Here is a 14,290-nt window from a genome sequence, read left to right as displayed (position 1 = left end):
ACTATTATGCCGACCGAAGCGCAAGCCCTCGAACTGGAGAAATTCCTCCCCTACCGGCTGTCCGTGCTCGCTCAGCTTGTGAGCGAATCCCTGCACGACCTCTATGCCGAGCCGTACGGGCTGAGCGTCACCCAGTGGCGGGTGATGGCGGCCCTGGGGCGGTTCGCCCCCCTAACCGCCTCCGAGGTGGGGCTGCGCATCGTCATGGACAAGGTAGCGGTCAGCCGTGCCGTCGCCGGCTTGATGAAGCGCGGCCTGGTCGAGCGTGCGACCGATCAGGAGGACCGCCGGCGGGAACCTCTCAGACTGACGGCCAAGGGAAGCACGATGCATGACGAAATCGTTCCATTGGCCCTGGAATACGAGGCCGAACTCTACCAGGCCCTGTCGGCCGAGGAGCGACGCACCCTCAACGCCTTGTGTGACCGCTTGTTCGCCCACGCCAAGCTGTTGAGAAACCATCCCTGAGGCCGCCTTGTGGCCCCGACTCCCCATGCTATAACGCCCGCCTCTTGTGATTCTCGGAGGCAGGATTGGCTAAGGCCGCCCAGCGCCCCCCGGCCAAGCCGGTGCTGGTGCTCAATGGGCCCAACCTCAACATGCTGGGCAAGCGTCAGCCGGAGATCTACGGCCGCGAGACGCTGGCGGACGTCGAGGCGGCGTGCCGCGCCGAGGCGGCTCGCCTCGGCCTCGAGGTCGAGTTCGCGCAGAGCAATCATGAGGGTGTGCTGGTCGACCGCATCCAGGCCGCGCGAGAGGGCAATTCCGGCATCGTCATCAATGCCGGCGCCTATACCCATACGTCCGTGGCCCTGCTCGACGCGCTGAACGCCGCCGAGCTGCCGGCCATCGAAGTCCATCTTTCCAACATCTACAAGCGTGAGAGCTTCCGCCATCATTCGTACATTAGCCCGGCCGCAGTCGGGGTGATCGCGGGTCTCGGCACTCAAGGCTATCTCCTGGCCCTCCAGGCGCTGGCGCGCCTGCTGGCACGCTGACCAACATCGGGAGCGTTTCTCCATGGCAAAGTTCGAACTGGATACCGAGTTCGTCCGCAAGCTGGCGGCGATCCTCGAAGAGACCAAACTCGGCGAGATCGAGCTGGCTGACGGCGAGCGGCGCATCCGCGTCGCCCGACCGACCGCCCCTGTCGCACAGGCAGCGCCGGTGGTGATGGCTGCGGCGCCTGCAGCCGCTCCCGCCGCGTCGGCTGCAGCCGCGCCCGCGGCAGCCGGCGGCGACCTGTCCAAGCACCCCGGCGTCGTGAAGTCGCCGATGGTCGGTACGGCCTATCTGGCCCCGGAGCCCGGCAAGCCGAATTTCGTCTCCGTGGGCGACAAGGTGACGGCCGGCCAGACCCTGCTGATCATCGAGGCGATGAAGACCTTCAATCCGATCAAGGCACCCAGGGCCGGCACGGTCATGCAGGTCCTGATCGAGAATGCCCGGCCGGTTGAATTCGGCGAACCGCTGATGATCGTCGAGTGAGGGCCTCGGCACCGATGTTCGACAAGGTCCTGATCGCAAACCGCGGCGAGATCGCGCTCCGCATCCATCGCGCCTGCCGCGAGATGGGTATCCAGACCGTCGCGGTCCACTCGACCGCCGACAGCGACGCGATGCATGTGCGGCTGGCAGATGAATCGGTGTGTATCGGCCCGCCCCCGGCCCGCGAGAGCTACCTCAACATTCCCGCGATCCTGTCGGCAGCAACCATTGCCGGCGCCGATGCGATCCATCCCGGCTACGGCTTCCTCTCGGAGAATGCCCGCTTCGCCGAGGCTGTCGAGGCACACGGCTTCACCTTCATCGGGCCGACGCCACAGCACATCTCCATGATGGGCGACAAGATCGTGGCCAAGCAGACCGCTAAGGAGCTCGGACTGCCGCTGGTTCCGGGCTCGCCCGGCCCCGTGGAGTCGGTCGAGGAAGTGATCGAGCTGGGCGGCAAGATCGGCTGGCCCGTGCTCATCAAGGCCGTTGCCGGCGGCGGCGGACGCGGCATGAAGGTCGTGGAGAATGCCGAGGCGGCCGCGGAAGCCTTCTCGCTCGCGCGCGCTGAAGCCAAGGCCGCCTTCAGCAACGACGCGGTCTATCTGGAGAAGTATCTCGCGCGGCCGCGCCATATCGAGATCCAGGTACTGGGTGACGGGCTGGGCGCCGGCATCCATCTCGGCGAGCGCGACTGCTCGCTGCAACGGCGCCACCAGAAGGTGCTCGAGGAAGCTCCCTCGCCCGCGCTGAATGCCGAGCAGCGAAACAGGATCGGCGAGCTGGCGGCCGATGCCGTGCGGAGCCTCAAGTATCGCGGCGCCGGCACGATGGAGTTCCTGTTCCAGGACGGCGAGTTCTACTTCATCGAGATGAACACGCGCCTCCAGGTCGAGCATCCGATCACCGAGGCGGTGACCGGCATCGACTTGGTGCGCGAGCAGATCCGCATCGCCTCCGGATCGCCGCTGGCGCTTACGCAGAAGGACATCGTGATCCAGGGCCACGCCATCGAGTGCCGGATCAATGCCGAGCATCCCGAGACCTTCGTGCCCTGCCCCGGCCTCGTCACCGACTATCACGCACCGGGCGGGCTGGGCGTGCGTGTCGATTCCGGCCTCTATGCCGGCTATTCGATCCCGCCCTACTATGATTCGATGGTCGCCAAGCTGATCGTGAACGGCAGCAGCCGCAACGAATGCTTAATGCGGCTACGCCGCTCGCTCGAAGAGTTCGTGATCGGTGGCATCGACACGACGACTCCGCTGCACCAGCGCATCATCGGCGAGCAGGCGTTCATCGACGGCGACTACGACATCCACTGGCTGGAGAAGCTGGTCGGCCTAAAGAAATAGCGTTGCGATGCTGGAGATCACCCCCGACCTCCTGCTCCAGGCCTATCGCATCGGCGTCTTTCCCATGGGAGAGAGTCGCGACGATCCCAAGCTCTACTGGCTCGATCCTCGCCAGCGCGCGGTCCTGCCGCTCGATGGCTTTCATCTCTCGCACCGGCTCGCCCGCACGGTCCGCAGTGGCCACTTCGAGGTGAGCGCCGACACCGCCTTTGCGGACACGGTACGGGCCTGCGCCGAGCCGCGCCCCGGTCATCCGGAAAGCTGGATCAACGAGCCGATCGTCGACCTCTACACAGCGTTGCACGCGCGCGGCCATGCGCACAGCCTGGAGTGTCGCGTGGACGGCCGGCTGGTCGGCGGTCTCTACGGCGTTTCGATCGGCGGCACCTTCTTCGGCGAAAGCATGTTCAGCCGCGAGCGTGATGCCTCGAAGGTAGCGCTGGTTCACCTGGTGGCGCGGCTGATCAAGGGAGGATTCGCCCTGCTCGACTGCCAGTTCATGACCGAGCATCTGCGCAGCTTTGGCGCGATCGAAATCCCGCGCGACGACTTCAAGGCACGGCTGGCCGAGGCGATCGACCGGCCGGCGGTCTTTCAGCGTGAGCTGGGCGGCGACGATCCCTGCGCCATCGTGCAGGAGAGCACGCGCAGGTCGTAGACGCCGTGGTCGAGCGCCGACAGCGACGGCGTCGAGGCGAACATCCAGCCAGCGAACAGCTTCTCCTCCGCCTGACCGGGCTTGTGGTCGATGATGGTGAGATAGGCCACGGATTCAGGGGGTGCCTCGGGCACATTCACCAGGCAGTCACCGACTGTGATCTCCAGCGTACCGAAGCGCGTCGACTTCCCGACCGGCGCATAAAAGCGCTGGGTGCGCGCCGTCACCTTGTCGAGTCCCTGCAATTCGGCCGACCGGATGCCCGGACCGTCCGGTACCGGCCGCAGGTTGGTGTTGCCCGGACGCTGCAGCGGCTGTTGCGGTGGAGGCAGCGGCGCCTGCGCGGACGCCGCGCCGATCCCGGCCGCCAGGACAGCAAGCACGATCGTGCCGCGCATGCTCACCCTTTGGCGCGGGGCGGCGTCAACCCGTCGATCAGCTCGTGAAGCGCCTGCTTGATCTGCGCGGCGTCGCATCCCATCAGAACTCCGTCCTCGAGCGCATCGGCGCAGAGGGTTTCGATTTCCTGTATGTTCTGGTTCAGGACTTTGATCTTTTCGAGGCACGACACCGGCTTGCCGTCGGGCTGCCGCCAGACGGTGGGTTCCTTCGGGGAGTCGGCGCCCATCACTTGCTTCCCGTGCTGCCGAACATGAACTTGGCAATCAGCTCGGTGAGCGGGATCGAGTCCTGCGTTTGCTCGATCACGCCCCCGCTCTTCAGCATCGTGTTGTCGCCGCCCGGCTCGAGCACGATCACCATGCCTCCCAACAGCGACTCGCTCACGATCTTGGCGTGCGTATCGGCCGGCAGGTTGACGTTCGACGCAATGCCGAGACGTACGACGGCCTGATAGGTCTTCGGATCGAGACTGAACCCGGTCACGCTGCCGACCTTCACGCCGCTCAACGTCACGTCCGCGCCAGGCTTCAGCCCGTCGATGCGGCCAAAGCGGGCGACGAGTTCATATCCGCCCGGTCCGGCGCGGTCGGACTTGGAAAAGGCATAGACGACGAAGGCGCCGGCCACCACCAGCACCAACGCGCCCACGATCGTCTCGACAATATTTCGGCCCACGCTCTTGTCCCCCGCTCGCTGCCCGCAGCGTCAGCCTGGCCGCCAAGCCTCGTAAACCGGCTTCGGCTTCTCGCCTTCGGACAAGGAGTGGCCCGGGGGCCTGTAGGCATGGTCGGTGCCGGTGAGATTGGGCAGATGCTCCTTCTGCCACGGCTTGCGCGGCACGCCGCCGGCGGGCGGCGGTTCGGCGAGCGTGTGATGCAGCCAGCCATGCCATTCGGCAGGAACACGCGAGGCCTCGGCCACGCCGTTATACATGACCCAACGCTTGCGTCGCATTCCAGGCACGACGCGCTTGTCCTGGAAGTAGCGGTTGCCTTCCGCATCCGTGCCGACGAGTTCGCCGCGCATCTTCGTGAAGAGCCAGGTGCCGATGATCATGAACCAACCACTTCTTAGATGATGCGCCGCTTGTACGCGGCCGCTCCATTGCGTGCAACGCGACGCGAACGACACGCGATTCATGTCGCTCGAGAACATGCGAATGACGGTTTCGGTCGACTGTTGCGCACTTGCATCATCTAGTACCATCAACAGCCGGGTCTACAAAATATAGTTGCGCACACAAGATTTTGTAATTTACTATCATCGCGTGCCCATATGTGCGTGTTCGATTTTGGATCGAACACCCCCCGCGACAGGGAACCAATTGACGGGAACGGGCACGGGGGATCGTCGATGCGCTTCGAGCGTCGGTATACGCAAGCTGGCAACTCACCATTCACAGGAATGGCATTTCGTGCTGCCGACTCCGAGATCCGCAATCCCGACGGCTCCGTCGTCTTCCAGTTGAAGAACATCGACGTGCCGGCCGAGTGGTCTCAGGTCGCGTCCGACGTTCTCGCCCAGAAGTATTTCCGTCGCGCCGGCGTTCCTGCGCGCATGATCCGCGTCGCCGAGGCCGACCTGCCCGAATGGCTGTGGCGGTCGATCCCCGACGAGGCCGCTCTCGCCGTGCTGCCGGAAGCCGATCGCTTCGGCAGCGAGACCAGCGCGCGCCAGGTTTTCCATCGCATGGCCGGCGCCTGGACCTACTGGGGTTGGAAAGGCGGCTACTTCGACAGCGAGGAAGACGCCCGATCCTTCTATGACGAGCAGTGCTTCATGCTCGCGGCGCAAATCTGCGCGCCCAACTCGCCGCAATGGTTCAACACCGGACTTCATTGGGCCTACGGCATCGACGGTCCGGGCCAAGGCCACTGGTTCGTCGATCATCTCGACGGTGAGGCGCATCCCTCTCTCTCCGCCTATGAGCGGCCGCAACCGCATGCCTGCTTCATCCAGAGCGTCACCGACGATCTGGTGAACGAAGGCGGCATCATGGATCTGTGGATCCGCGAGGCCCGCCTCTTCAAGTACGGGTCCGGCACCGGCTCCAACTTCTCCCGCGTACGCGGCGAGAACGAGAAGCTCTCCGGCGGTGGAGCCTCGTCGGGACTGATGTCGTTCCTCAAGATCGGTGACCGGGCAGCTGGCGCGATCAAGTCGGGTGGCACGACGCGACGCGCGGCAAAGATGGTCACTGTTGACATCGACCATCCCGACATCGAGGCCTTCATTTCCTGGAAGATGCTCGAGGAGCAGAAGGTGGCCGCCCTGGTCGCGGGCTCCCGCCTTGCCAACCGCCATTTGAATGCCGTCATGCAAGCCTGCCTCGACGGCGGCGGCGGCGACGCGGCGTTCGATCCGCGGCGGAATCCGAACCTGCGGCGCGAGATCGTTGCAGCCCGGCAGGCCGAACTGCCCGAAAACTACATCCAGCGGGTCATCCAGTTCGCACGGCAGGGTTATCGCCACATCGAGTTCCCGGCCTTCGATACGGATTGGGAGTCGGAGGCCTATGCCTCGGTCTCCGGTCAGAATGCCAACAATTCGGTGCGCGTCAGTGATGCGTTCCTGCGCGCGGTCGAGGAAGACCGGTCCTGGTCGCTGACCGCACGCACGACCGGCAAGGTCACCCGCACGATCGGCGCCCGCCTCCTCTGGGATCAGATCGCCGAGGCTGCCTGGCATTCGGCCGATCCCGGCGTCCAGTTCGATACCACGATCAACGACTGGCACACCTGCCCGGAGTCGGGGCGCATCAACGCCTCGAACCCGTGCTCGGAGTACATGTTCCTCGACGACACGGCGTGCAATCTCGCCTCGCTGAACCTCATGCGGTTCCGGCGCGAAGACGGCTCGATTGATGTCGAGGCGCTGGAGCATGCCAGTCGCCTGTGGACGGTCGTCCTCGAAATCTCCGTGATGATGGCGCAGTACCCATCGCGCCGGATTGCCGAGCTTTCGTACCGGTACCGCACCTTGGGCCTCGGCTACGCCAACCTCGGCGCGCTGCTGATGGCGTCGGGCCTGGGCTATGACAGCGCCCGGGGCCGGGCCATCGCCGGCGCGGTCACCGCGATCATGACCGGTACCGCTTACGCGACCTCGGCGGAGATGGCCGGGTTGATGGGAGCGTTCCCCGGCTTCGCTGCCAACCGCGCACCGATGCTACGGGTCATCCGAAACCATCGCCGGGCCGCCCACGGGGCGAAGGAGGCCTATGAGGGCCTGTCCATCGCACCGCTGGCTCTCGACGCGGCCAACTGCGCGGACAGCCGGCTCGTCGCCGCAGCCCGCCGGGCCTGGGACCGCGCGCTGGAACTGGGTGAGCGGCACGGCTATCGCAACGCCCAGGTCTCCGTTATCGCGCCCACCGGCACGATCGGGCTGGTGATGGATTGCGACACCACCGGCATCGAACCCGATTTCTCGCTGGTGAAGTTCAAGAAGCTGGCCGGCGGCGGCTACTTCAAGATCATCAACCAGACCGTTCCACTGGCGCTGCGCACCCTGGGCTATAACGAAGACGCGATATCGCGCATTGTCAGCCATGCCGTGGGCCACGGCTCGCTCGCCGTAGCGCCCGCCATCAATCACGAGAGCTTGTCGGCGCGCGGCTTCGATGCCGCGACCCTGACTCGGATCGACAAGGCGATCGCCACGGCCTTCGACATCCGCTTCGCCTTCTCGCGCCATACTTTGGGCGACTCCTTTTGCCGCGAGGTGCTCGGCCTCGACGACGAGGCGCTGTGCGATCCGAAGCTCGACATCCTCACACGCCTCGGCTTCTCGCGCGGCGATGTTGCGGCAGCAAACATCCACGCCTGCGGTACGATGAGCGTCGAAGGCGCACCCGATCTCAAGAGCGAACATCTTTCCGTGTTTGATTGTGCGAATCCCTGTGGACGAGATGGCACACGCTTCTTGTCTGCGGAGAGTCACATACGCATGATGGCTGCAGCACAACCCTTCGTATCGGGCGCCATCTCCAAGACCATCAACATGCCCAACGCAGCGACGGTCGAGGATTGCCGCAAGGCCTATGAGACCTCCTGGAAGCTCGGATTGAAAGCAAACGCCCTCTATCGTGACGGCTCCAAGCTTTCGCAGCCGCTCTCTGCGATGGCGCTGGGTGACGACGTCGCGGCCAACGACGATCTTGCCGAACTGTCGCCGGCCGCGCGTGCGCCGATCATCGCCGAGCGGATCGTCGAACGCATCGTAGAGCGCGAAGTCCGGGCGGGCCGCGAGCGGCTGCCGCAGCGCCGCAAGGGCTATACGCAGAAGGCGAACGTCGGCGGCCACAAGGTCTATCTGAGGACCGGCGAGTACGAGGACGGTCGCGTCGGCGAGATCTTCGTCGACATGCACAAGGAAGGCGCGGCGTTCCGCAGCCTCATGAACAACTTCGCCATCGCGATCTCGATCGGGTTGCAGTACGGCGTTCCACTTGAGGAATTCGTCGAGGCCTACACGTTCACGCGCTTCGAGCCGTCAGGCCTGGTCGAGGGCAACGACGCCATCAAGATGTCGACGTCGGTCCTCGACTACATCTTCCGCGAACTCGCGATCTCCTATCTGGGGCGCAACGACCTGAGCCACGTCGAGCAGGCCGACCTCCGGCCCGACGGAGTCGGCCGCGGCGAGATCCAGGGCGAGCTGCCGCCACCCGGCACGATTGCCGCAGAGGCGGCGGCTGCCGCGGTGAGCCGCATCGCCAGCGTCGGATATGTGCGCAGCAACCTTTACGTATTGAACGGCAGGACTGCCGGCAATGCCGCGATCGCCGACGAGGCGAGTGCCGGCGCCGCCCTGCCCAACGGACTGACGGACGGATCAACCGTCGCTTCGGCGCCCATCGCCAAGGCGGCCGTCGTCAGCGTCGCGCTCGGAGAAACCTCCTCCTCCCCACTGGGACTGGTCCTCGAGGCCAGGCTCAAGGGCTTCGAAGGGGATGCATGTCCGGAATGCGGCAACTTCACCATGGTCCGCAACGGGACGTGCCTCAAATGCACGACCTGCGGTGGGACCACCGGCTGCAGTTGAGCATGCGTGGCGTAGCGTACCGGCGTACCCCGGGGGCCTCGCGGTTGGGGACCCTATAGCTAACCATAGGAGACAGTTATGGCTGCTAAGAAGAAAGTTGCGAAGAAGAAGGCTGTTAAGAAGAAGAAGCAGTAATTAGGAAAGGGCGGAGGTCAAAGGCGACTTTGACCCCTCTAACAACGCCTTTCGGCTTCCGCGTGGGTGCCCTCTTCCAGGGCCCCACCGGAAGCCCCCTAAATAGAAGACGAGCCTGAAGCCGATCCGACGCTTTCGTTTTTCGGAAGCGGAAAGGCGAAACTAGTCAAAGCGTCCGGCGACTTCGGTCTGCCGGACTTTTTTCTTTCCGGCTTGAACCGGACCGGCATTCGCACTACATGCCGGAACATGAATACTGACCGGTCAGTCAATAGCAGTTCGACCGCGTTCCCACGAGTGCGGCGGCCGGAAGATCGCGCGGCCGAGATCGCCCGGGCGGCCCTCGAACTCTTCGTGACCCGCGGATTCGCGGCGACGAAGCTTGAGGACGTCGCCCGGCAGGCCTCGGTCAGCAAAGGACTTCCCTACCTCTATTTCAAGAACAAGGAAGAACTCTTCAAAGCCGTCATCGCCGAAGCCGTCGCCGGCCCGCTGGCGCAGGCCAATGACGTGATCGACCACTTCGAGGGAACGAGCGAGGAGTTGCTTCGCACCCTGGTGGCGGGCTTCCGCGCCTTCGAGGAGACGCCGGCCGGCGGAGTCGTGAAGCTGATCCTGGCCGAGGCCGGGAACTTCCCGGACGTCGCCCGCTTCTACTGCACGCACTTCGATATACGGGGCCGCGACCTCTTCATCCGAACACTGCGCCGGGGTGTCGAACAGGGCGAGTTTCGCCCGCTTGCAGACCTCGAAACCACGGCCATCGTCATTCTCCAGCCCCTCGCCATGTTCTCGGTATGGAAGCGCTCCCTGGCACCTTTCGATCCCTCGAAGATCGATGGAGACCAATTCTACACCGCCTATCTCGACTTTGTTCTCAAAGGGCTCCGGCCATGAAGACCAGCACCAAGATCATCATTGCCATTGTCGGCGCCGCCGTCGTGCTGGGAGGCGGTGCGGCTGCCTGGAAGAACGGCAAGGCAGCGAAGCCGGCCGGAGATGGTGCCGCCGCGACCAAGACCGCCGATCGTCCACTGGAACTGATTCCGGCCGAGATCCACACGATAAAGCCGCGCGGCCTCGTCGATGTCGTCCGCTTCACCGGCACCACCCAGCCGATCGACCAGACCATCGTGAAGAGCCGCGTTGCCGGCCGCTTGGCCGAGGTGCTCGTCCGCGAAGGCGACCGGGTTACCGAGGGCCAGGTGCTCGCCCGCTTCGAGACGACGGAGTTGCAGGCAAAGTTGAACGAACGGCAGTCGGCCCTCGAAGCGGCGCGAGCCGACGCGCGCTGGACCGCGCGCGACCGTTCCGACAAGGAGACGCTGGCGAACCGCAATATCGTCTCGCAATCGGCCGCCGACCAGGCGCGTGCGACGGCCGAGAACCGAGCCTCCATGGTCGCCGTTGCCGAGGCTCAGCTCGAGGTGGCGCGCAAGAATCTCGCCGACGCCGAGGTCAAGGCTCCCTTCGACGGCGTCGTGGGCGAGCGAATTGCAAACCAGGGCGAGTCACTGCCGATCGACGGCAAGATCCTGGCCCTTCTCGACACCAGCCACGTCGAGATCGCGGCGCAGATGCCGGCCGCGGACGTGATCCGCATGAAGGTCGGGCAAAGCGCGCGGGTCGATCTCGAAGGCTTCGGCGACCGCGTGTTCGACGGCAGGATCACCCGGATCAGCCCGACCACGCAGGCGGGTTCGCGCTCGATTCCGGTCTACGTCGAGATCACGGATCGTCACGAGGCCCTGCGCGGTGGCCTGTTCGGCACGGGCACCGTCACCGTGCAGGAGAAGGGCCATGCCCTCGCCGTCCCTGCCTCGGCGATGCGCAAGGACGATCAGGGCGACTACGTGCTGGTCGTCGAGAACGAAACGCTGGTGCGCAAGCCGGTGGGCGCCGTCCGCACCTGGTCACGCGGCGAGCTGGTCGAGGTGAAAGGCCTGGAATCGGGCATGACGGTGGTTTCCGCCCCGCTGCCCGGCCTTCATGCCGGCCAGAAGGTCAAGATCGTCGAGACGCGCTAGGAGACCGGCCGTGAAGCTCACCCAGATCGCGGTCGACAATCCGGTCTTCGCCACCATGATGATGGTGGCGTTGCTGGTGATGGGACTGTTCTCCTACCGCCAGCTCGGTATCGACCAGTTTCCCAACGTCGACTTTCCCATCGTCGTGGTCACCACCGACTATCCTGGCGCCTCGCCGGAGACGGTCGAGAGCGAGATCAGCCGCAAGATCGAGGAGTCGGTCAACGCCATCGCCGGCCTCAAGACGCTCACCTCGCGCTCGCTCGAGGGCAAGTCGATCGTCATCGCCGAGTTCGAACTGTCGGTCCCCTCTGCCGTCGCCATGCAGGACGTGCGCGAGAAGGTCCAGATGGTCCGGGCGTCCTTCCGGCCCGAAATCAAGGAACCGTTGATCCAGCGGTTCAATCCCGACGACCAGCCTATCGTGTCGATCGCGGTGCGCTCCGACGTCCGCTCGGTGCGCGACCTCACGACCCTGGCCGACCAGATCATCATCAAGCGCCTGCAGACGGTCCGCGACGTCGGTCGCGCCACCATCGCCGGCGGGTTGAAGCGGCAGATCAACATCGATCTCGATCCCGGCCGCATGCACGCGCTGCGCGTCGGCGTGAACGACATCATGCGGGCGATCAAGGACGAGAATCAGAACTTTCCCGCCGGCAACGTCCAGCGCGGCAACGACGACCGCGTGATCGAGGTCACCGGACGCGTCGGCGAGCCGGGCGACTTCGCCGACCTGATCGTGGCCCGGCGCGGCCAGGCCCCCGTCTATCTCCGCCAGGTCGCCAATGTGGTCGACGGCCAGCAGGAGCTGGAAAACGTCGCCACGCTGAACGGCGAGCGGGCGCTCGCCATCGATGTGGTGAAGACACAGGGCTCGAACACGATCGAGGTCGCCCGCGGCGTGCGGCGCGCGGTCGCCGAACTGCAGTCCTCCCTGCCCGCTGACGTGAAGCTCGAGATCGTCCGCGACAGCTCGCGCGGAATCCAGAACTCGGTCGACAACGTCCAGCAGACCATGGTCGAGGGCGGCATTCTCACGATCGCCATCGTCTTCCTGTTCCTGCATTCCTGGCGCAGCACCGTCATCACCGGCCTCGCGCTGCCGATCTCGGTGTTCGGCGCCTTCATGGTGATGGCGGCCTTCGGCTTCACCCTGAACGTGCTGACCCTCATGGCGCTGAGCCTGGCCATCGGCATCCTGATCGACGATGCGATCGTGGTGCGCGAGAACATCATGCGCCATATCGGCTTCGGCAAGTCGCACCGCCAGGCCGCCATCGACGGCACCAACGAGATCGGCCTGGCCGTGCTCGCCACCACCTTCTGCATCGTGGCGGTGTTCCTGCCCGTCGCCTTCATGGGTGGCATCATCGGCCGCTTCTTCTTCCAGTTCGGCGTCATGGTCTCGGCCGCCGTGCTGATCTCCCTGTTCGTATCCTTCACCCTCGATCCGATGCTGTCGTCGGTCTGGTACGACCCGCAGGCCCACGGCAACGGCCGCTTCGCGCGGATCGTCAACGGCACCCAGGAAAAGGCCAATGGCGTCTATCGCGTCGTGCTGGGCTGGGCGCTGCGCTGGCCCAAGACCACCTTGCTGATCGCGCTGGCGTCCTTCGTCGGCAGCTTCGCCTTGCCGAAGTACATCGGCTTCGAGTTCGTGCCGCAGGCCGACCTCGGCGAACAGGTCGTCAGCATCGAGACGCCGGTCGGTTCCTCGCTGGAATACACCGAGGCGAAGCTGCGGCAGGTCGACGCCGCCCTGCGCGAGTTTCCCGAGATCGACTACACCTACGGCACGGTCAACACCGGCTACGCCAACGGCAAGAACCAGGCGAGCCTCTATCTCAAGCTGAAGCCGCTGAAGGATCGCAAGCGCTCGCCCGAGCAACTCGCCCAGCCGATCCGCGAGCGGCTGGCCAGCATCCCGGGCATCCTGGTCTCGATCAACATCCCCGGCGGGCCGGGCGGCGGCGTTCAGAAGCAGCTCCAGCTATCACTGCAGGGGCCCGACACCAACGTGCTCGATACGATCTCGCAGGACGTGATGAAGCGGGCCGCCGGTATCCGGGGACTGGTCGACCTCGACCGCAACCTCAAGGCCGCCAAGCCGATCCTGTCGGTCCGCCTGCGCCGCGACGCGGCGTCCGACCTCGGCCTCGGGACCGCCGCGGTCGCCCAGTCGCTGCGCCCCCTCTTCGCGGGCGACGAGACCAGCCTGTGGCGGGCGCCCGATGGCGAGAACTACATGGTCATGGTCCGCCTGCCGACCGACGACCGCACCGGCATCGCCGACCTGCATCGCGTCTGGTTCACCGCCGGCACCGAGCCCAATGGCCTGCCGCGCATGGTCCATATCGCGCAGATCGCCGACGTCGTGACCGATGTCGGCGCCTCGCAGATCAACCGCCGCGACCTCAATCGCGAGGTCCAGATCACGGCGAACGTCCACGGCCGCTCGGCCGGCGAGGTGTCGAGCGACCTGCAGCAGGTCCTCACCGAGATCAAGCTGCCCCCCGGCTACCGCTTCGTGTTCGGCGGTTCGACCAAGGACATGGCGGAAAGCGCCGCCTACGCCGGCCAGGCCCTTCTGATGGCGGTCATCCTGATCTACCTGATCCTGGCGTCTCAGTTCGGGAGCTTCCTGCAGCCGGTCGCCATCATGATGTCGCTGCCGATGTCGCTGATCGGCGTGTTCCTCGGCCTTCTGGTCGCCGGCACGACGCTCAACATCTTCTCGGCCATCGGTTTCATCATGCTGATGGGCCTCGTCACCAAGAACGCCATCCTGCTGGTCGACTTCTTCAACCAGGCCCGGGAGCGCGGCACGCCGGTCCACGACGCCCTGCTCGAAGCCGGGTCGATCCGGCTGCGCCCCATCCTGATGACCACGCTCGCCATGGTGTTCGGCATGCTGCCGCTGGCGCTGGGCCTCGGCGAAGGCGCCACCCAACGCGCGCCGATGGCCCATGCCGTGATCGGTGGCCTGATCAGCTCGACGCTGCTCACCCTGGTCGTGGTGCCCGTAGTGCTGGTCTACATCGACCGGGTCAGCCTGTGGACAACCCGCCGTTTCAGCCGCTCCGCCGACGAGGTGGCCCGCGGGCACAAGCCTGCCGAGTGAAACGGCGGCACCGATTGGCCATCGTGCTGGCACGATTCACGCTATGCTGGAG

The 14,290-nt window shown here is 65.3% G+C and carries 13 protein-coding genes; 9 read left to right on the top strand and 4 right to left on the bottom strand.

Translation table 11 applies throughout. From position 1 onward, the window contains the following. The first annotated feature begins 6 nt into the window (after positions 1-6). From Q0Q48_RS06870 to aat, 5 genes are all read left to right on the top strand, one after another. Positions 7-468, top strand: a complete 462-nt coding sequence (locus tag Q0Q48_RS06870; protein ID WP_295135912.1) for a MarR family transcriptional regulator — start codon at positions 7-9, stop codon at positions 466-468. A 65-nt stretch (positions 469-533) separates the two neighbouring features. Further along, complete coding sequence (gene aroQ, locus Q0Q48_RS06865) at positions 534-998, top strand: type II 3-dehydroquinate dehydratase (RefSeq protein WP_295135909.1); 465 nt, start codon at positions 534-536, stop codon at positions 996-998. Positions 999-1,020: 22 nt separating this feature from the next. Continuing rightward, positions 1,021-1,488 carry an acetyl-CoA carboxylase biotin carboxyl carrier protein gene (gene accB / locus Q0Q48_RS06860; RefSeq protein WP_295135906.1) on the top strand — a complete coding sequence of 156 codons (468 nt, stop codon included), beginning with the start codon at positions 1,021-1,023 and terminating at the stop codon, positions 1,486-1,488. A gap of 14 nt (positions 1,489-1,502) precedes the next feature. Then, positions 1,503-2,846: an acetyl-CoA carboxylase biotin carboxylase subunit gene (gene accC / locus Q0Q48_RS06855; protein ID WP_295136341.1), complete on the top strand. Its 1,344-nt coding sequence runs from the start codon at positions 1,503-1,505 to the stop codon at positions 2,844-2,846. A 7-nt stretch (positions 2,847-2,853) separates the two neighbouring features. Further along, positions 2,854-3,504: a leucyl/phenylalanyl-tRNA--protein transferase gene (gene aat / locus Q0Q48_RS06850; RefSeq protein WP_366915270.1), complete on the top strand. Its 651-nt coding sequence runs from the start codon at positions 2,854-2,856 to the stop codon at positions 3,502-3,504. Here aat and Q0Q48_RS06845 read toward each other — a convergent pair. Genes Q0Q48_RS06845 through Q0Q48_RS06830 form a run of 4 tightly spaced genes read right to left on the bottom strand, consistent with a single transcriptional unit; the run spans position 3,441 to position 4,962 of the window. Then, positions 3,441-3,902 carry a DUF2155 domain-containing protein gene (locus tag Q0Q48_RS06845; RefSeq protein ID WP_295135903.1) on the bottom strand — a complete coding sequence of 154 codons (462 nt, stop codon included), beginning with the start codon at positions 3,900-3,902 and terminating at the stop codon, positions 3,441-3,443. The genes aat and Q0Q48_RS06845 overlap by 64 nt on opposite strands. 2 nt (positions 3,903-3,904) lie before the next feature. Continuing rightward, positions 3,905-4,132: a hypothetical protein gene (locus Q0Q48_RS06840; RefSeq protein WP_295135900.1), complete on the bottom strand. Its 228-nt coding sequence runs from the start codon at positions 4,130-4,132 to the stop codon at positions 3,905-3,907. Next, positions 4,132-4,581, bottom strand: coding sequence for an outer membrane lipid asymmetry maintenance protein MlaD (gene mlaD / locus Q0Q48_RS06835; RefSeq protein ID WP_295135897.1), 450 nt, complete (start codon positions 4,579-4,581; stop codon positions 4,132-4,134). The genes Q0Q48_RS06840 and mlaD overlap by 1 nt, the downstream gene beginning before the upstream one ends. Before the next feature lie 30 nt (positions 4,582-4,611). Beyond that, positions 4,612-4,962: an NADH:ubiquinone oxidoreductase subunit NDUFA12 gene (locus Q0Q48_RS06830; protein ID WP_295135895.1), complete on the bottom strand. Its 351-nt coding sequence runs from the start codon at positions 4,960-4,962 to the stop codon at positions 4,612-4,614. A gap of 297 nt (positions 4,963-5,259) precedes the next feature. Between Q0Q48_RS06830 and Q0Q48_RS06825 the strand changes: the two genes are divergently transcribed. The 4 genes from Q0Q48_RS06825 (at position 5,260) to Q0Q48_RS06810 (ending at position 14,238) form a co-directional block, all read left to right on the top strand. Then, entirely contained in the window at positions 5,260-8,952 is a 3,693-nt protein-coding gene (locus Q0Q48_RS06825; RefSeq protein ID WP_295135893.1) for a vitamin B12-dependent ribonucleotide reductase, read from the top strand. A gap of 348 nt (positions 8,953-9,300) precedes the next feature. Further along, positions 9,301-9,984, top strand: coding sequence for a TetR/AcrR family transcriptional regulator (locus tag Q0Q48_RS06820; RefSeq protein WP_295135891.1), 684 nt, complete (start codon positions 9,301-9,303; stop codon positions 9,982-9,984). After that, positions 9,981-11,114 carry an efflux RND transporter periplasmic adaptor subunit gene (locus Q0Q48_RS06815; RefSeq protein ID WP_295135889.1) on the top strand — a complete coding sequence of 378 codons (1,134 nt, stop codon included), beginning with the start codon at positions 9,981-9,983 and terminating at the stop codon, positions 11,112-11,114. The genes Q0Q48_RS06820 and Q0Q48_RS06815 overlap by 4 nt, the downstream gene beginning before the upstream one ends. Before the next feature lie 10 nt (positions 11,115-11,124). Beyond that, positions 11,125-14,238, top strand: coding sequence for an efflux RND transporter permease subunit (locus Q0Q48_RS06810; RefSeq protein WP_295135887.1), 3,114 nt, complete (start codon positions 11,125-11,127; stop codon positions 14,236-14,238). Positions 14,239-14,290: the final 52 nt, after the last annotated feature.

This window comes from uncultured Reyranella sp., from assembly GCF_945957355.1.
In the GTDB taxonomy this organism is placed as follows: domain Bacteria; phylum Pseudomonadota; class Alphaproteobacteria; order Reyranellales; family Reyranellaceae; genus Reyranella.
The sequence above is the reverse complement of the archived record's forward strand: the minus strand, read 5'-3'. Positions and strand labels throughout refer to the sequence as shown.

Excerpts from the sequence above, each read along its gene's own strand:
- Q0Q48_RS06845 (WP_295135903.1), bottom strand. The coding sequence starts at position 3,902 with ATGCGCGGCACGATCGTGCTTGCTGTCCTGGCGGCCGGGATCGGCGCG.
- Q0Q48_RS06870 (WP_295135912.1), top strand. The coding sequence starts at position 7 with ATGCCGACCGAAGCGCAAGCCCTCGAACTGGAGAAATTCCTCCCCTAC.
- Q0Q48_RS06825 (WP_295135893.1), top strand. The coding sequence starts at position 5,260 with ATGCGCTTCGAGCGTCGGTATACGCAAGCTGGCAACTCACCATTCACA.
- accC (WP_295136341.1), top strand. The coding sequence starts at position 1,503 with ATGTTCGACAAGGTCCTGATCGCAAACCGCGGCGAGATCGCGCTCCGC.
- accB (WP_295135906.1), top strand. The coding sequence starts at position 1,021 with ATGGCAAAGTTCGAACTGGATACCGAGTTCGTCCGCAAGCTGGCGGCG.
- Q0Q48_RS06830 (WP_295135895.1), bottom strand. The coding sequence starts at position 4,962 with ATGATCATCGGCACCTGGCTCTTCACGAAGATGCGCGGCGAACTCGTC.
- Q0Q48_RS06815 (WP_295135889.1), top strand. The coding sequence starts at position 9,981 with ATGAAGACCAGCACCAAGATCATCATTGCCATTGTCGGCGCCGCCGTC.
- aat (WP_366915270.1), top strand. The coding sequence starts at position 2,854 with ATGCTGGAGATCACCCCCGACCTCCTGCTCCAGGCCTATCGCATCGGC.
- Q0Q48_RS06840 (WP_295135900.1), bottom strand. The coding sequence starts at position 4,132 with ATGGGCGCCGACTCCCCGAAGGAACCCACCGTCTGGCGGCAGCCCGAC.